At 71.8% G+C, this 18,231-nt stretch carries 11 protein-coding genes; 6 read left to right on the top strand and 5 right to left on the bottom strand.

The window, feature by feature from the left end; genetic code table 11:
* The first annotated feature begins 36 nt into the window (after nucleotides 1-36).
* Entirely contained in the window at nucleotides 37-2,175 is a 2,139-nt protein-coding gene (locus LL648_RS23070; RefSeq protein ID WP_232664762.1) for an acyl-CoA dehydrogenase, read from the top strand.
* A 126-nt stretch (nucleotides 2,176-2,301) separates the two neighbouring features.
* Nucleotides 2,302-3,453: an acyl-CoA dehydrogenase family protein gene (locus LL648_RS23065; RefSeq protein WP_232664761.1), complete on the top strand. Its 1,152-nt coding sequence runs from the start codon at nucleotides 2,302-2,304 to the stop codon at nucleotides 3,451-3,453.
* 95 nt (nucleotides 3,454-3,548) lie between these two features.
* Here LL648_RS23065 and LL648_RS23060 read toward each other — a convergent pair whose 3' ends face one another.
* Nucleotides 3,549-3,884 (bottom strand): hypothetical protein, encoded by a 336-nt coding sequence (locus LL648_RS23060; RefSeq protein ID WP_232664760.1) that lies wholly within the window; start codon nucleotides 3,882-3,884, stop codon nucleotides 3,549-3,551.
* 164 nt (nucleotides 3,885-4,048) lie between these two features.
* Nucleotides 4,049-5,386 carry an ATP-dependent 6-phosphofructokinase gene (locus LL648_RS23055; protein WP_232664797.1) on the bottom strand — a complete coding sequence of 446 codons (1,338 nt, stop codon included), beginning with the start codon at nucleotides 5,384-5,386 and terminating at the stop codon, nucleotides 4,049-4,051.
* Nucleotides 5,387-5,569: 183 nt separating this feature from the next.
* Between LL648_RS23055 and LL648_RS23050 the strand changes: the two genes are divergently transcribed.
* Nucleotides 5,570-7,027 (top strand): MFS transporter, encoded by a 1,458-nt coding sequence (locus LL648_RS23050; protein WP_232664759.1) that lies wholly within the window; start codon nucleotides 5,570-5,572, stop codon nucleotides 7,025-7,027.
* 62 nt (nucleotides 7,028-7,089) lie between these two features.
* On the opposite strand, the gene LL648_RS23045 is transcribed toward LL648_RS23050, so the two are convergent.
* Nucleotides 7,090-8,469 (bottom strand): DHA2 family efflux MFS transporter permease subunit, encoded by a 1,380-nt coding sequence (locus LL648_RS23045; RefSeq protein WP_232664758.1) that lies wholly within the window; start codon nucleotides 8,467-8,469, stop codon nucleotides 7,090-7,092.
* Between the two features lie 99 nt (nucleotides 8,470-8,568).
* Between LL648_RS23045 and LL648_RS23040 the strand changes: the two genes are divergently transcribed.
* Entirely contained in the window at nucleotides 8,569-9,021 is a 453-nt protein-coding gene (locus LL648_RS23040) for a winged helix-turn-helix transcriptional regulator (RefSeq protein ID WP_232664757.1), read from the top strand.
* A 116-nt stretch (nucleotides 9,022-9,137) separates the two neighbouring features.
* On the opposite strand, the gene LL648_RS23035 is transcribed toward LL648_RS23040, so the two are convergent.
* Nucleotides 9,138-10,289, bottom strand: a complete 1,152-nt coding sequence (locus LL648_RS23035; protein WP_232664756.1) for an acyl-CoA dehydrogenase family protein — start codon at nucleotides 10,287-10,289, stop codon at nucleotides 9,138-9,140.
* A gap of 73 nt (nucleotides 10,290-10,362) precedes the next feature.
* On the bottom strand, nucleotides 10,363-11,793 hold the full coding sequence (locus LL648_RS23030; RefSeq protein WP_374112093.1) for an MFS transporter: 1,431 nt from the start codon (nucleotides 11,791-11,793) through the stop codon (nucleotides 10,363-10,365).
* A gap of 89 nt (nucleotides 11,794-11,882) precedes the next feature.
* Between LL648_RS23030 and LL648_RS23025 the strand changes: the two genes are divergently transcribed.
* Together LL648_RS23025 and LL648_RS23020 are read left to right on the top strand one after the other, a co-directional pair.
* Nucleotides 11,883-12,281: a MarR family winged helix-turn-helix transcriptional regulator gene (locus LL648_RS23025; protein ID WP_374112092.1), complete on the top strand. Its 399-nt coding sequence runs from the start codon at nucleotides 11,883-11,885 to the stop codon at nucleotides 12,279-12,281.
* 425 nt (nucleotides 12,282-12,706) lie between these two features.
* Nucleotides 12,707-18,220, top strand: a complete 5,514-nt coding sequence (locus LL648_RS23020) for an ATP-binding protein (RefSeq protein ID WP_232664795.1) — start codon at nucleotides 12,707-12,709, stop codon at nucleotides 18,218-18,220.
* Nucleotides 18,221-18,231: the final 11 nt, after the last annotated feature.

Here is an 18,231-nt window from a genome sequence, read left to right as displayed (position 1 = left end):
CTCGTCGCAGAACGATGGACGGGCTAATCTCAGAACATGGTTCTGGCGATCAGCGACGACCACCGGACTCTCGCCGAGGTGGCGCGCTCCTTCCTCTCCGGGAAGCGGACGGCGGCCCGCGAGCTCCTCCCCGACCGCGCCGGCACGCCTGCCGCCGAGACGCTGCCCGCCTTCTGGAAGGAGCTGGCCTCGCTCGGCTGGCTCGGGCTGCACGTTCCCGAGGAGCACGGCGGGGAGGGCGCCGGGATCCCCGAGCTCGCCGTCGTGCTCGAGGAGCTGGGCCGAGTGGTCGCGCCCGGGCCGTTCCTCCCGACCGTGCTCGCGTCCGCGGTGATCGCCGAATCGGCATCGGCCGAGGTGGCCGCGGCGCTGTTGCCGGGGCTCGCCGACGGGTCGCGGATCGGCGCTGTCGGCCTGCGCGCAACGCTCGACGGCGCCACCGTGCAGGACGATCTCGTGCTCGGCGGCGGCCTTGCCGACGTCATCCTGCTGGCCGCCGGCGACGACATGCTGGTCTTCGAGGCGGCGGTGCTGCGGCAGGCGGCGGCGAACCCGCTCGACCCGACGCGCCGACCGGTCGCGGTGACCGCCGAGGCGTCCGCCGCACTGGCGACGATCCCCGGTGCCGCGGCCGTCGCACGCCGGCTGGCCAGGACGCTCGCGGCGACCGAAGCGTCCGGGAGCGCGCACGCGTGCCTCGACATGGCGCTCGCCTACGCCAAGGAGCGCCAGCAGTTCGGCCGCACGATCGGCACGTTCCAGGCCGTCAAGCACCATTGCGCGAACCTCCTGCTCGACGCCGAGCTGGCGACCGCTGCAGCCTGGGACGCCGCCCGCGCGGGAGCCGGCAGCCCCGAGGCGGACCTCGCGGCAGCGGTCGCCGCCGCGCGGGCCGTCCCCGCCGGCGTCCGCGCCGCCGAGATGAACATCCAGCTGCACGGCGGCATCGGCTTCACGTGGGAGCACGACGCACACCTCTACCTGCGGCGTGCGTTGACGCTCTCGGCGTTCGTCGCGCGGGCGGGCGACGCCGAGCGCGACGTCGCGACGCTGGTGGGCGCCGGCGTCAAGCGGACGCCCGACCTCGACCTCCCACCGGAGGCCGAGGACTACCGGGCCGACGCACGGGCGTTCGTCGCCTCGCTCGCCGGCAAGGACGCCGCGGCCAGGCGGGCGGCGCTCGTCGAGGCCGGGTACCTGGTGCCGCACTGGCCGCCGCCGTGGGGCCGATCGGCCTCCGCCGCGGAGCAGCTGGTGATCGAGGAGGAATTCCGCGGCGTCGACGTGCCCAACCTCGGCATCACCGCGTGGGTGATCCAGACGATCAGCCAGCGCGGGTCCCCCGAGCAGTTGGAACGGTGGGTGCGCCCGACCCTGCTCGGCGGGATCGAGTGGTGCCAGCTCTTCTCCGAGCCCGGCGCGGGCTCCGACGCCGCCGCGATCTCGACGCGCGGCACCAGGGTCGACGGCGGCTGGCGGGTCACCGGGCAGAAGGTGTGGACGACCCGCGCGCACCGGTCCGACTGGGGCTTCGCGACCGTGCGCACCGACTCGTCCGGCACGAAGCACTCGGGCATCACGATGATGGCGATCGATCTGCGGGCGGAGGGCGTCGACGTGCGGCCGCTGCGCGAGCTCACCGGCGACGCGCTGTTCAACGAGGTGTTCTTCGATGACGTGTTCGTGCCCGACGAGGACGTCGTCGGCGAGGTCGGGCAGGGCTGGCGGGTCGCGCGCGCGACGCTGGGCAACGAGCGGGTCTCCATCGGCGGCGGCACGGCGGGGGCGTTGCCGATCCGGGCACGGGACCTGCTGCCGCTCGCTGCCGCCGCGGCCGACCCGGCGGCCGCAGAGCGGGAGGTGGGCACGCTGATCGTCGACGAGCTGGCGATGCGGCTCATGCTGCTGCGCCAGGCCGCGCGGGCGGTCGGCGGCAACGAGCCGGGCCCGGAGGGCAACCTCTCGAAGCTCTTCTCCAGCGAGCACGCGCAGCGGGTGGCCGGGCTCGGCGTCCGGCTCGCCGGCGCCGCGGCCGTCAGCGGCGGGAACGAGCTGGTGATGCGCTCGTACCTCTGGTCGCGCTGCCTCACGATCGCGGGCGGCACGTCGGAGATCGCCCGCAACCAGGTCGCGGAGCGCATCCTCGGCCTGCCGCGCGACCCGCTGATCAACTGACCCGAACTTGCCCACCGTTTTGCCAACCTGCACAGGCCGGACGGCGTGCAGGTTGGCAAAACGGTGGGGAGGTCGGTCGTCACAGCGCGTCGCGCAGCGACGTTAACGTACGCTAACGTCCACGGCATGCGTCGCTCGCTGTTCGAAGATGATCACGAAGCGTTCCGGGACTCGTTCCGGAGGTTCCTCGAAGCCGAGGTCGTCCCGCATGTCGACGAGTGGGACGCCGCCGGGATCGTGCCGCGCGAGCTGTTCGCGACCGCCGGGAAGTCCGGCTTCCTCGGGATGGAGATCCCCGAGGAGCTCGGCGGCGGCGGGGTGCGCGACTTCCGGTTCAACGCGGTGATCGCCGAGGAGGTCATGCGGGCCAACGCGGCCGCTGCCGGCCTCGGCCTGACCCTGCACAACGACATCTGCCTGCCGTACTTCATGGCCTACTGCTCGGATGAGCAGCGGCAACGCTGGCTGCCCGGCATCGCGTCCGGCGAGCTGATCACGGCGATCGCGATGACGGAACCGGGCATCGGCTCCGACCTCGCGTCGATGAGCACGACCGCACGCCGCGACGGCGACATCTACGTCGTCAACGGCGCGAAGACGTTCATCACCAACGGCATCAACGCCGACCTGGTGATCACCGCGGTCAAGACCGACCCCGCGGAGAAGCACAAGGGCATGAGCCTGCTCGTGGTCGAGCGCGGGATGCCCGGTTTCGAACGGGGGCGCAACCTCGACAAGCTCGGCCAGCACGCGCAGGACACCGCCGAGCTGTCGTTCACCGACGTCAGGGTGCCGGTGGCGAACCTGCTCGGCTCCGAGGAGGGGCACGGCTTCACGCAGCTGGTGACGAAGCTGCCGCAGGAACGGCTGTCCATCGCCGTCTCCGCGGTCGCCGCGGCGCGCACCGCGCTGGACATGACGCTCGATTACGTCAAGGAGCGGAAGGCGTTCGGGAAGCCGATCGGCTCGTTCCAGAACTCGAAGTTCGTGCTCGCCGAGCTGGCCACCGAGATCGACATCGCCGAGCACTACACCGACGACTGCATCCGGGCCCTCGACGCCGGCGAGCTCACCGCCGTCGACGCCTCGAAGGCGAAGTGGTGGTGCACCGAACTGCAGGGCAAGGTCGTCGACAAGTGCCTGCAGCTGCACGGCGGGTACGGGTACATGAACGAGTACCCGATCGCCCGCGCCTACGCCGACGCGCGCATCACCCGTATCTACGGTGGCACGACCGAGATCATGAAAGAGGTCATCGGGCGCTCGATGGGGCTGTAGAACTTCCCCACCGTTTTGGGTGGATGCGCGCCGAAATCGCGCGCAAGTGCCCAAAACAGTGGGGAAGTTTCGGGCTCAGCCGGCGGCTTCGAGGTTCAGGCGCACCAGAACTCGCCGTCGTCGCCCATCGTCACGCAGGCCTTCAGCTCGCCGAGCCTGCCATAGGTCGGATCGGTCTCCTCGTGCGCCCACTCGTCGCTCGGCCCGTCGACGGCGCCGGGGACCTGACCCCTGCCGTCGACGTAGTACAGGTGGACGTAGCTGCCGACCGGCACGTCGTTCATGACCGCGAAGTACGAGTAGTGGTCGGCGAGGTCGGACGGGCAGCGGCGGAGGGCCAGGTTGGCGCCTCGGTAGTCGCGAACCTTCTCCTTGACGCTGGGACTGCAATGCGTCGGATCCGCGGAAGCGGGCCCCACGGTCAATGCCATGACGGCGGCACAACTGGCCAGCACAGCGACAACACGGAACTTCACGTGCATTCCCCCCGAGATCAGCTGAAAGACCAACTCGGTCGGACTATAGCGATCATCATCGACCACGCAAGATCTGCAGCGGCAATTTCGATAAAGCAGAAATATGGTTCGAATTCGCGTCAGACGAACCGGACCGGCTGTCCCGTCGACTCCAGCACCGCCAGCCACAGGTCGCCGTGCGGGTCGACCTGGTTGCGCCGGCTCACCGCCGCAGCCATCGGGACGTGGACGAACCGGCGGCGGTAGCGGCCCACGACCATCTGGGTGCGCCCCGACATCGCGGCGTGCACCGCCGCCTGCGAGAGCCGCACGCAGTAGACGCTGTCGTAGGGGTTGGCCGGCACGCTGCGGATGGCGTAGCTGGGGTCGATGTAGCGGATCGAGGTCTCGATGCCGGCGTCGGCGAAGTGGTCGCCGATCCGGCGCCGCAGGTACGGCCCGATGTCCTGGAGCCTCGTGTTGCCGGAGGCGTCGTGGCCCTCGGAGCTCGCCAGCAACTCCTGGCCCGCGCCTTCGGCAGCGACGACGACGGCGTGCCCGCGCTCGGTGACCCGCCGCCGCAGGTGCGCGAGCAGCCCGCCCTCCCCTTCCAACGCGAACGGGACCTCGGGGATGAGCACCACGTCGGCGCCGGACCGGGCGAGGGCGGCGTAGCTTGCGATGAAGCCGGAGTGCCGACCCATCAGCTTCACCAGACCGATGCCGTTCGCGGTCGACTTCGCCTCGACCTGCGCCGCCCTGATCGCGTCGCTCGCGTGGCTGAAGGCGGTCTGGAAGCCGAAGCTCTGGTCGATGTATGGGATGTCGTTGTCGATCGTCTTCGGGACGCCGACGACCGCGATGAACAGCCCGCGCTGCGCGACCGTCTCCGCGATCTGCATCGCGCCGCGCATCGACCCGTCGCCGCCGACCACGAACAGGACGTTGACGTGCAGGCGTTCGAGGCAGTCGACGATCTCGTCGGGGTCCTGCGGGCCGCGTGACGTGCCGAGCACGGTGCCGCCGTCGGTGGCGATGTCGCGCACCGACTCGGGGGTCAGCTCGACGACGTCGTGCCCGTAACCGGCGACGAACCCCTGGTAACCGTTGCGGATACCGATCACGCGGCGCACCCGGTAGTGGTAGGTCAACGTGCGGACGAGCCCGGCGATCACGTCGTTGAGGCCGGGACACAGCCCACCGCACGTGACGATCGCGGCACGCGTCTTCGCCGGGTCGAAGAAGATCTTCCGGCGAGGGCCGCACGGTTCCATGCCCGGCAGCTCGCTCGGCGGGACGCCGCGGGAGGAGATCCCGGCCAGCGTGTCGTCGAGGAGCACGCGGTCGTGCTCGTCGACGTAGTGCTCGCTGGTCCCGCGGGCATCGAGCAGCGGGCTCATCGGCGACTCGATGCGGCACGGCCCGAGCGAGGTGATGGTGAGGTCGGGAGAGGGCTGGGAACGGGGCAGCGCCACCACGTTGCCGTGGTCGTCACCCGTGGTGGGGTCCCCGAGAGCGAAGCTCACGACAGCGCTCCAACTTCGGCTCTGAACTGCGCGAAAGCCACCCCACACCGTTGGGGTCGATGGCACTTGACCGTTCCAGTATGCAATTCGCCGGGCGACCTGAACAGCCCAGGGCGTGCCTTTACGAACTTGCCAATGGCAACTACCGCGTGGTCACCTGATCGGGTGGCCGACCCCGCTCCCCGTCCCGCGCTCGTCATCACCGTGCTGGCATCGTGCGGGCTCGGCGTCTCGCTGAACCAGACCATGGTCGTCCCGCTGCTCCCGCAGTTCCCCCAACTGCTCTCGGCGTCGACCGCCACGGTCGCGTGGCTGGTCACCGCGACGCTCGTGGCCGGCGCCGTCTGCGCGCCGATGCTGGGGCGCCTCGGCGACATGTACGGCAAGAGGCGCATGCTGCTCGTCGCGCTCGGGCTGGTCGCCGTCGGCTCGGCGCTGGGCGCAGCATCGCCGGACATCGGGGTACTCATCGTCGCCCGGGTGCTCCAGGGCGCCTCTCTCGGCGTCGTGCCGCTGGGGATCAGCATCATGCGCGAGATCCTCCCGGCGGGCCGGGTGGGCAGCGGGATCGCGCTCATGAGCTCGTCGCTGGGGATCGGCGGCGCCGTCGGGTTGCCGGTGACGGGGCTCGTGGCGCAGCACGCGAGCTGGCGGTGGCTGTTCGCCGGCGCGGCCGTGCTGGGCATCGTCCAGATCACGCTGGTGTTCCGGCTGGTCAAGGAGTCGTCGCTGCGCTCGGGGGGCCGGTTCGACGTGCTCGGCGCCGCCGGGCTCGGTGCCGCGCTCGTGTGCCTGCTGCTGGCCGTCTCGAAGGGCAACGAGTGGGGCTGGGGCAGCACGCTCGTGATCGGTCTGTTCGTGGCGGCCGGTGTCCTGTTCGCGGCGTGGGGGCGCTACGAACTGCGGACGCGATCGCCGCTGGTCGACCTGCGGGTCACCGCGCGGCCCGCGGTGCTCTGGACGAACATCGCGTCGGTGCTGATCGGCTTCGGCATGTTCGCGGGCTTCCTCGTGACGACGCAGATCCTGCAGGCGCCGATCGCCACCGGGTACGGGTTCGGGCTGTCGCTGCTGGTCGCGGGCATCGTGATGCTGCCGACCGGCGGCGCGATGACGATCTTCTCCCCGGTCTCGGCGCGGGTGTCGCGGCGATGGGGCGCGCGCACGACGCTCGTCACCGGCACGGCCGTGCTGACCGTCGGCAACGTGTCGATGTCGCTGCTGCCTGCGTCGGTGCCGCTGGTGATGCTGGCGGCATCGGTCTCGGCGATCGGCGCGGCGCTCTCGTACTCCGCGCTGCCGCTGCTGATCATGGACGCGGTGCCGCCGACCGAGACCGCCGCGGCGAACAGCCTCAACACCCTTATGCGGATGCTCGGGACGTCGTCCTGCAGCGCGGTGGTCGCGGCCGTGGCGAGCGGGCTCGTCACGCAGGTCGACGGGCACGTCCTGCCCTCGGCGAGCGCCTACACGGTGGTGTTCGTGGCGGCCGCCGTCGCCGCGCTCGGCGGCGGGGTGATCGCGGCACTCACCCCCCGCTCGCCCCTCGACCCCGCCCTCGCCGGCATCCCCGCCGCCCGCAGCGCCGCGTGACCTTCCGTAGCCGCCCCCGCGAGCGGGGAGGTTCAGGAAAGCCACTTTCCTGTCCTGTGGGTTCAGGAAAGTGGCTTTCCTGAACCCGCGCGCAGCGCGGGGGCGCTACTGAGGGTGACGGCGGCCCGTGCCGCGCCGACGACCACGCCGCAGATCGCCGCCCCGACCCCGCCCAACGCCATGACGGCCCACGCGGTGCGGAAGGCGTCGGCGTCCGGGCCTGCTGTGCCGAGCCAGGAGAGCAGCAGCGCGATGCCGAGCACGGCGCCGATCTGGCGCGCGCAGTTGCCGACGGCGCTGCCCGTCGCGTAGCGGGCGGGCGGCAGCTGCGCGACGGCGGCCGCACTGAGTCCGGAGAAGATGCTGCCGACGCCGATCCCGGTCAGCAGCGTCGCCGGCAGGAACGCCGTGAGGTAGTGCGGCTCCGGGCCGATCGCGGTCGCGAATATCGTGCAGCCCGCCGCGAAGAGCAGGCCGCCCGGCAGCACCACGGCACGCAGGCCGAACCGGTCGACCAGCCGGCCGCCGACGACGGACGAGACGGCCGCCATGATCGGTCCGGGCGTCACGGCGAGCCCGGCGAGCAGCACGTCGACCTGCCAGACGCCGGTCAGGAACAGCACGTTCGCCAGCAGCAGCGCGAAGAACGCCGAGGAGAACACGAAGTAGCCCACCGTCGCGCCGGCGAATGCGCGCAGCCGGAACAGCCCGAGTTCGACGAGCGGGTTCGACACCCGCATGCTGCGCAGCACGAACCCGCCGAGCAGCGCGACGCCGAGCACGAGGGGCCCCGCGACCCCGAGCGACGTCCACGCGCCGCCCTCACCGTTCACGATCCCCAGCGAGAGCATCGCCACGCCGAGCCCGAGCAGCCCGACGCTCACGAGGTCGGGGATACCGGCCCGGCTGTCGCGCGACTCCGTCAGCAACACCCTGCCCGCGAGCACCACCACGACCACCAGCGGCACGTTCACGAAGAACACCGAGCGCCAGCCGAGCGCGTCGACGAGCAGCCCACCAAGCGCCGGGCCGGTCGCGGCGGCAACCGCGCTCGTCGCGCCCCACATCCCGACGGCGGCGCCGCGCCTTTCGGGCGGGAACGCCGGGAGGAGCAGGGCGAGCGACGACGGCGCGATCGCGGCAGCAGCCACCGCCTGCACCACCCGCGCGGCGACCAGCACGGGAACGTTCGGCGCCCACGCGCACGCCGCGGAGGCGAGCCCGAACAGCGTGAGCCCGGCGAGGAACACCCTGCGGTGGCCGAGCTGGTCGGCGAGCCGCCCGGCCGGGATCAGCAACGCCGCGAAGACGATGTTGTAGGCCGTGATCACCCACGAGAGGTCGGCGAGCGACGAGCCGGAGAACTCACTGGTGATCGCCGGGAAGGCGATGTTGACGATCGTGACGTCGAGGAACGCCACGAAGGCGCCGAGTGCCGTCACGGCGAGGACCAGACCGGGTCGCGCCGGCTGAGTTGTCACAAGAGACGCAGAGTAGAGATCTGAGTTTCTCTGCGCAACTCAGCGGGTATGCTCTCGACCATGGATCGGAAGGCGCTCGGCTCTGTCAGATGTTCAGTCGCACGCACGGCGGCCGTGGTCGGCGACGCGTGGACGATGCTCGTGCTGCGCGACATCTTCCGCGGCAGGCGTCGCTTCGACGACCTCGCCGAGAGCCTGGGCATCGCCCGCAACGTGCTCACCAACCGGCTCACGACGCTCATCGACGAGGAGATCGTCGTGCGCGTCCCCTACCGGGAGGGCGGCAGCCGCGAGCGGCACGAGTACCAGCTCACCGAGGCCGGCCGCGACCTGCGACCGGTGATCCAGGCGATGCTGGCGTGGGGCGACACCCACCGCCCCGGGCCCGGCGGCCCGCCGGTCCGGGTCGAGCACGACGGGTGCGGCGAGCCGGTGCGGGTCGAGCTGCGCTGCGCCGCCGACCACCTGATCACGCGCGACGAACCGTTGCGCTCGGTGCACACCGGCGCGTAACCGGCCGAGCCGCGATGCGTGCGTTCCGCACGCGTGGGCAGGAAAACCACTTTCCGGCCCTCACAGGGCAGGAAAGTGGCTTTCCTGCCCTCCCCGCGGCCCCCGCAGGCCCAGTCCTAGTACGAGCGCGGCAACCCCAGCACGTGCTCGGCGACGTAGTTGAGCACCATCTCCTGCGAAACGGGCGCGATCTGCATGAGCCGCGACTCCTTCCAGTACCGCTCCACGTCGTACTCGCACGCGTAGCCGAATCCGCCGTGCGTCTGCATCGCGCGGTCGGCCGCGAAGTGCCCCGCCTCCGCGGCCATGAACTTCGCGGTGTTGGCCTGCTCGCCGCAGGGCAGCCCGGCGTCGTACCGGGCGGCCGCCTCGCGCACCAGCACGGCCGCCGCCTCCAGCCGCATGTGCGCCTCGGCCAGCGGGAACGCGATGCCCTGGTTCTGCCCGATGGCCCGGCCGAACACCCGCCGCTCCTTCGCGTAGGCGACGGCCCTGCGCAGCGCGACCCGGCCGATGCCGAGCGCCTCCGCCGCGATCAGGATCCGCTCGGGGTTGAGCCCGTCGAGCAGGTACCGGAAGCCCTTGCCCTCCTCCCCCACCCGGTCGGCGACCGGCACCGGGAGGTCGTCGTAGCGCACCTCGCACGACGCCACCGCGTTGCGGCCGGCCTTGGCGATGGGCCGGATGTCGACCTCGGGTCGTTGCAGGTCGGCGAGCAGCAGCGTCATGCCGTCGGTGCGCCGAGCGCATTCCTCCAGCGGGGTCGTGCGCACCAGCAGCAGGACCTTCTGGCACTCCTGCGCCTTCGACGTCCAGACCTTGCGGCCGCGCACGACGTAGTGATCGCCGGAGCGGCGGGCCCGGGTGGTGATCGCGGTGGTGTCGCTGCCGGAGTCCGGCTCTGTGACCCCGAACGCGACGTGCAGCTCGCCGCTCGCGACCCGCGGCAGGTAGCGCCGTCGCAGCTCGTCGGCGCCGTGCCGGACGACCGGGTTCATCCCGAAGATCGAGAGGTGGATCGCGCTGGCGCCGTTCATCGCCGCGCCGGACGCCGCCACCTCCTCCAGCACGGCCGCCGCCTCGGTGATGCCGCGCCCGCCGCCGCCGTACTCCTCGGGGATGGCGATCCCGATCCAGCCGCCCTCGGCGAGCGCGCGGTAGAACTCCCACGGGAAGCGGTGCTCGGCGTCGCAGGCGCGCCAGTACGCGTCGTCGAACGCGGAGCAGACGTCGCGGACGCCCTGGCGGATCAGCTGGTCGTCGGTCACGAGCCGATAGTGCACGGCCGGGGTCTCCGCGGAGCGTTCGCTCCACGAAGACCCCGGCCGGGACCCGCAGGTGTCAGGCAGCGACAGCGGTTCGCCGGACGCGTCCGAGCGTCCCGACGACCAGCAGCCCGGCCACCGCGAGCACAGTGACGAGCCACAGGGCAGGCCGGTAGCTGTCGAGCACCTCGACGGGCGCGGTGGCGTGCCCGCCGCCGATCAGCGCCGTCACGACGGCGAGGCTGATCGCCCCGCCGACCTGGAACGACGTCTGCACGAGCCCGGAGGCCAGGCCCTGCTCGCCGTCGACGACCCCCGTCGTCGCCTGGATGTTGAGCGCTGGGAACGCGAGCGCGAACCCGACGCCGATCAGGATCATGCTGGGCAGGATCACGGCCGGGTAGTCGGGCACCAGCGCCACCCGCAGGTACAGCGCGTACCCGACGGCGAAGGCGACCAGCCCCGCGATGACGACGGGTCCGGAGCCGAACCGGTTGACCAGCGCGCCGGTGCGCGGCCCGCCGAACGCGACGATCAGACCGGCCGGCAGGAACGCGAGCGCCATGCCGAGCGGCGACCAGCCCAGCAGCGACTGCATGTACAGCGCCCCGATGAACTGGAAGCCGATGTAGGAGCCGAAGACGGCCATCGCGGCGAGGTTCGCGGCGAGGACGTTGGGGTTGCGCAGGATCCCCAGGCGCAGCAGCGGGAACGCAACCCGCCGCTCGATCAGCACGAACGCGACGCCGAGCGCGATCACCGCCGCGAACGAGCCGAGCGTGCGCAGGCTCGTCCAGCCGGCCGTCTCGGCCGACACAACGGTGAACACCAGCAGCAACAACGCGGCGGTACTGGTCAGCGCGCCGCCGATGTCGTAGCTGCGGTGCGAGAGGTCGACGTGCGGGCTGCGCGGGATCAGCTTGATGCCCAGCGCGAGCACGAGCACCGCGATCGGGAACGGGAGCAGGAAGGTCGCGCGCCAGCCGACCTCCGTCATGAGGCCGCCGAGGATCAGACCCGACGAGAAGCCGCTGGCACCGAACGCGGTGTAGATGCTCAGGGCGCGGTTGCGCGCCGGGCCTTCCGCGAACGTCGTCGTGATGATCGAGAGGCCGGCGGGGGCGGTGAACGCGGCGCTCACGCCCTTGATGAAACGGGCCGCGATGAGCAGCGCGGGATCGTCGACGATCCCGCCGAGCAGCGACGCCAGCGCGAACACGCCGAGCGCGACGAGCAGGACGGTGCGGCGGCCGATGAGGTCGGCGATGCGCCCGCCGAGCAGCAGGAAGCCGCCGTAGCCGAGTACGTAGCCGCTGACGACCCACTGCAGCGACGAGGTGGACATGCCCAGATCAGCGCCGATGGACGGGAGCGCGACGCCGACCATCGAGACGTCGAGCCCATCGAGGAACAGCACCCCGCAGAGGAGGAACAGGCCCGCCCAGGTACGAGCGGACCAGCGAGTCTCCGCGGCGGGTGCGAGGACAGGTGTTGCCGTTGTGGTCACGAGGAGGAAGCATATACATGCAGCTGCATCTAATGCGAGAGCATTTAATGCAGAGGAATTCTATGCAGGCGCATGGTAGGATGCGGCTCGTGACCGAGGACGAGCTCGTCGCGGGCTGGCGCGACCTACTGGCCGAGTACCACTCGACGTGGTGCGCTCTCGACCGTGCCCTGAGAGACGGCCACGACCTCGGTGCCAGCGAGTTCGAGGTGCTCGACCAGCTCGTCGAGGCCCCCAAGAAGGAGGCCGGGCTGCGGATGCAGGAGCTCGGCGCGAGCACCCACCTCAGCCAGAGCGCCCTGTCGCGGGTGATCGCCCGGCTCGATGCAGAGGGCCTCGTCACACGTGCGATGTGCGACACCGACCGGCGCGGCGTGTGCGTCCAGCTGACCGCCGCCGGTCGCGAGCGGCACGCGCAGGCCATCGGCACGCACCGCGGGGTGCTCGCGAAGACGATGGTCGGCCGCAAGAGCGTCCAGCCCGTCTAAACGGCGAACTTCCCCACCGTTTTGCCGATCTGCACACCCCGCAGCCCGTGCAGGTTGGCAAAACGGTGGGGAACTTTCGTCGCGCCGACGGCTCCGGGATCGGCGAGCCGTGAGTTCCCCCGCTCGCCGCTTGTGCTCCCCCATGCCCACTCGATTGGGTGGGGCTGAGCGGCCGGAGATCCCGGCCGGTGGGGGTGCCGTGCAACCGAACGTCGGGCGCCGTACTGGCCGGTTGCGGTCGGCGGCGGCACAGGCCCCCGCCACGTGCGAGTATTCCCGCCAGGGTTCGGCGCCGAGGCTGTCGGCCAGCAGCGACGACGCCCGCGTGGCGTCCGGGGAGTGAGAGAGTGACAGGGGCGAACTCAGTGGCATTTCCGCAGGTCGCGTTCACGCGTGTGGCCATCGTCAACCGCGGCGAACCCGCGATGCGATTGATCAACGCCGTGCGGGAGTGGAACGCGGAGGGCCGCAGGCAGCTGCGGACGATCGCGGTCCACACCGCGGTCGACCGGCACGCGATGTTCGTCCGCGAGGCCGACGAGTCGGTGCTGATCGGCCCGGACGACCCGGACCAGGCGTTCGCCGCCTCGCCGTACCTCGATTACAACGAGCTGGAGCACGCGCTGCAGGTCTCCCGGGCCGATGCCGTGTGGCCGGGCTGGGGCTTCGTCTCGGAGAAGGCCGAGTTCGCGCGCCTGTGCCGCAAGCTGGGGATCGTCTTCATCGGCCCGTCGCCCGAGGTCATGGAGCGGCTCGGCGACAAGATCGCGGCGAAGAAGCTCGCCGAGGAGGTCGGCGTCCCGCTCGCGGCATGGAGCCACGGGCCGGTCGCGGACGTCGCGGCGGCCCGCACGCACGCCGACCGCATCGGCTACCCGCTGATGGTCAAGGCGACGGCCGGCGGCGGTGGGCGCGGCATCCGCAAGGTCGAGCTGGCCGCCGACCTCGAGGAGTCGTTCGAGCGCGCGAGCTCCGAGGCGGCCAAGACCGCCGGCGACGCGACCGTCTTCCTGGAGCGCGCGATCCGCGGCGGGCGCCACGTCGAGGTGCAGGTCATCGCCGACAGCAGCGGTGACGTCTGGACGCTCGGCATCCGCGACTGCTCGGTGCAGCGGCGCAACCAGAAGGTCATCGAGGAGTCGGCGTCGACCGCGCTCGACCCCGAGCAGGAGCAGCTGCTGCGCACGTCGGCCGCGGCGCTCGCACGGGCCGCCGGGTACGTCAACGCCGGCACCGTCGAGTTCCTGTACGAGCCGAAGGAGCGGCTGCTGTCGTTCCTGGAGGTCAACACCCGGTTGCAGGTGGAGCACCCGGTCACCGAGGCGACCACCGGCGTCGACATCGTCAAGCTGCAGCTGCACGTGGCGGGGGGCGGCAAGCTCGCCGACATCGCGCCGGAGGCGCCCGCCGCGCGCGGGCACGCCATCGAGGCGCGGCTCACCGCGGAGGACCCCGAGCAGGGCTTCGCGCCCGCACCCGGCCGGATCGAGCACCTCGCGTTGCCGAGCGGGCCCGGGATCCGCGTCGACACGGGCGTGGCGACCGGCGACCTCATCCCGCCGCAGTTCGACTCCATGATCGCCAAGGTGATCGCATGGGGCCGCGACCGCGCCGAGGCCCGGGCGCGGCTCTCACGCGCGTTGCGCCAGACCGCCGCCGTGATCGACGGCGGCACCACGAACAAGGCGTTCCTGCTCGACCTGCTCGACCGCCCCGAGGTGCGCTCCGGCGAGACGGACACCACCTGGCTCGACGGCATGATGGCCGAGGGCTACACGCCGCCGCGGCGCCTCGACGTCGCGCTGCTCGCCACCGCGGTCGAGGCGCAGGACGCGCACGTCGCCCGCCAGCGCGAGCGGCTCTTCGTCTCGGCGGAACGCGGCCGACCGGAGGTCGGGCACGAGACCTGGCACCAGGTCGACGTCCGCGCCGCGGGCCAGACCTACCGGCTGCGGGTCGCGCAGCCGCGCGGCAACCGCTACCGCGTCGAGCTCGACGGGCAGGCGCTCGACGTCGATGCCGAACGCACCGGCCGGTTCGAGCGCAAGCTCACCGTCGGCGGGCAGTCCTACACGGTGCTCTCCGTGCCGCAGGGCTCCGACTACCTCATCGAGGTCGACGGCGCCGTCCACCGCATCTCCGGCGGCGAGGCCGGGCTGGTCCGCGCGCCGGCCCCCGCGATGGTCGTCTCGATCCCGATCGCGCCCGGCGATGTGGTCGAGGCCGGCGACGTCGTGGTCGTCGTCGAGAGCATGAAGCTGGAGACGGCGCTGCGCGCGCCCGTCGCCGGTCGCGTCCAGGAGATCCTGGTAGCGGCGAACACGCAGGTCGAGGGCGGCACGAAGCTCGTGCGGCTGGCCCCGGACGCCGACGGCGACACCGCGGAGGCCGGTGAGCGGGTCGACCTGGCGTCCCTCGTCACCACCTCGACGAAACGCCCCGGCCCGGCGAGCGTCGCCGCGGAGGCGCTCAACTCCCTGCGTCACCTGGTGCTCGGCTTCGACATCGACGAGCGCGACGCGCGGCCGTTGCTCACGGCGTTGCGCGACGCGCGCGACGAGCTGGCTCCGGACGACATCCGCGTGCTGACCGGCGAGATCGCCGCGTTCCGGATCTTCGCGGACCTCTGCGCGCTCTCCCGCAACCGGCGCGGCCCGGAGGACGAGTCGCAGCAGATCGACCCCGCGGGCGAAGAGGCGCGCAACCCGCAGGAGTACCTCTACGCCTACCTGCGCTCCCGCGACGCCGAGGCGGAGGGGCTGCCCGAGTCGTTCCTGCAGAAGCTGCGCAGCGCGCTCGCGCACTACGGGGTGCCCGACCTCGAACCGTCCGATGCGCTGTCCAGTGCGCTCTACCGGATGTTCCTCGCGCACCGCAGGTCCGCCGCGCACGTGCCGGTGATCCTCGACCTGCTGCAGTGGCGCCTGCGCCACCCCGACTCGCTGCCCCCGAGCGCCCGTGAGGAGTACCAGCGGGTGCTCGACCAGCTCGTCACCGCCACCCAGCTGCGCCACCCCGTCGTCGGCGGGCTGGCCAGGCGGGTGCGCTACACGTGCTTCGACGCGCCGCTCATCGCGGCCGAGCGGGCCCGCGGGCAGCGTGCGGTCCGCGCCGAGCTGGACCGGCTCTCCGACGACCCGGCCACCCGTTCCGCACAGATCGACACGATCGTCTCGGCCGCCGAGCCGATCCTCGGCGTTTTCGGCGCCAAGCACCACGCCGCGATGCTCGAAGTCATGACCCGCCGCTACTACCGGGTCCGCACACTCACCGGCGTCACGCTGGAGGACCGCGGCGGCCGCCCGCTGCTGCGGGCCACCTACACGCACAGCGGGCGCGAGAACGTCGTGCTCGCGACCACCGTGCACACCGCCCCCGACGCGCCGCCCGCCGGCGACCCGATGGCCGTGCAGGGCGACCTGCGGCGGATCATCGCGCAGCTGCCGGAGGGCCCGGTCGCGCTGCTCGACCTGTACGTCATCGCAGGTGAGGCGCCCGACTCCGACCCGGAGCGGTCCGCCGAGAAGATCAGCGCGATGCTCGGGCGGCTGCCCGACCGGCTCGCCAGGGTCGCCGTCGCCGTGCGCAGGCCCGGCGGCGACGAGCGCTCGGCGTGGTTCACGTTCACCGCGGGACCGGACCGCCGGCCCGTCGAGGACCGGACGCTGCGCGGCCTGCACCCGATGGTCGCCGAGCGGCTCGGCCTCTGGCGGCTCTCCGAGTTCGAGCTGACCCGCCTGCCCTCCCCTGTCGACGTGCACCTGTTCCGGGCGACCGGCAAGAACGTGCCCGACGACAAGCGGCTCATCGTGCTCTCCGACGTCCGCGACCTCACCGTCCTGCGCGACAAGAAGGGCCGGATCAGGGCGCTGCCGCAGCTGGAGCAGGTGCTCGACTCCTGCCTCGACGCCTTGCGCTCCACACGCGCGACCGACCGCGGCGACGCGAAGCTCGAGTGGAACCGCGTGCTGCTCTACGTCTGGCCGGTCGTGGACGTGCCGCTCGACGACCTCGACTCGATCGTGCGGGTGCTCGCGCCGCGTTCGGTCGGGATGGGGCTGGAGCAGGTGCTCGTCCAGTTCCGGCACGTCGGCGACGGCACCGGAGAACCGCGCGAGTTCATGCTGCGCATGTCCCGCCCGCCGGGCGCCGGGCTGACCGTGCGGATCACCGAGCCGCCCACGGCCCCGCTGCGCGAGCTGGACGCGTACGACCAGAAGGTGATCCGGGCCCGTCGACGCGGCGCGGTGTACCCGTACGAGCTGGTGCCGATGCTGCTGCGCAGCCCCGACCGCAACGGTCATCAGGGGGTGTTCACCGAGTACGACCTCGACGGCGAGGGCGTCGCGGTGCCCGTCGAGCGCGCGCCCGGCGGCAACACCGCCAACATCGTGCTGGGCACCGTCACGACGCGGACCGAGCGCTACCCGGAAGGCATGACGCGGGTCGTGCTGATCAGCGACCCGACCAAGGCGCTGGGTTCGCTCGCCGAGGCGGAGTGCGCGCGCGTGATCGCCGGGATCGAGCTGGCCGCGCGGCTCGACGCGCCGATCGAGTGGTTCGCCGTCTCGTCCGGCGCGCGGATCTCGATGGACTCCGGCACCGAGAACATGGACTGGATCTCCCGGGCGCTGCGCTCGATCGTCCGGTTCACCCAGGACGGCGGTGAGATCAACATCATCGTCACGGGCATCAACGTCGGCGCCCAGCCGTACTGGAACGCCGAGGCGACGATGCTCATGCACACCAAGGGCATCCTGGTGATGACGCCCGACTCGGCGATGGTGCTGACCGGCAAGCAGGCGCTCGACTACTCCGGCGGCGTCTCGGCCGAGGACAACTTCGGCATCGGCGGCTACGACCGGATCATGGGCCCGAACGGGCAGGCGCAGTACTGGGCGCCCGACCTGTCCGGCGCGGTCGACATCCTGCTCGCGCACTACGCGCACACCTACCGGGCGCCGGGTGAGCCGTTCCCGCGGCCCGCGGTGACGGCCGACCCCGTCGACCGCGACATCAGCGACTCGCCGCACTCCGGGCCCGGCTGCGACTTCAACACCGTCGGGGAGATCTTCCACGCGAACCCGGAGCGGAAGAAGTCGTTCGACATCCGCTCGCTGCTGAAGGCCGTCGCCGACGCCGACCACCCGACGCTGGAGCGCTGGGTCGACATGATCGACGCCGAGGGCGCCGTCGTGCTCGACGCGCACCTCGGCGGGCAGCCGATCGCGCTGCTCGGCTTCGAGTCGCGGCCGCTGCCGCGGCGCGGGCGGATCCCGATCGACGGACCGTCCACGTTCACCGGCGGGACGCTGTTCCCGCAGTCGTCGAAGAAGACCGCGCGGGCGATCAACGCGGCCAGCGGGAACCGGCCGCTCGTGGTGCTCGCGAACCTCTCCGGGTTCGACGGCTCGCCGGAGTCGCTGCGGCAGCTGCAGCTGGAGTACGGCGCCGAGATCGGGCGGGCGATCGTCAACTTCGACGGCCCGATCGTCTTCACCGTCGTCTCCCGCTACCACGGCGGCGCGTTCGTCGTGTTCTCCGGACGGCTCAACGACAACATGGAGGTTGCGGCCGTCGAGGGCTCGTACGCCTCGGTGATCGGCGGCGCGCCCGCAGCCGCCGTCGTGTTCCCGGGTGAGGTGAACCGGCGCACGGCCGCCGACCCGCGGATCGCCGAGCTCGAAGCCCGGATCGCCGACGCGCAGCAAGGCGACTCGTCGGCCGACGCCGCGCGCCTCACCGCCGAGCTGGCGTCGCTGCGGCCCGAGGTCCGTTCGGAGAAGTTCGGCGAGGTCGCCGACAAGTTCGACGCCGCGCACAGCGTGCAGCGCGCACAGCGGGTCGGCTCCGTCGACACGATCGTGCCCGCCGTGCGGCTGCGGCCCTACCTCATCGACGCCGTCCAGCGCGGGATGGCGAAGCACCGCGCCACCTGACGCCAACTTCC

Origin of the sequence: Pseudonocardia sp. TRM90224 (assembly GCF_021245725.1) — a bacterium.
GTDB lineage: Bacteria > Actinomycetota > Actinomycetes > Mycobacteriales > Pseudonocardiaceae > Pseudonocardia.
Note: the sequence above shows the minus strand (reverse complement) of the source record. Positions and strands in the feature narration are given on the sequence as shown.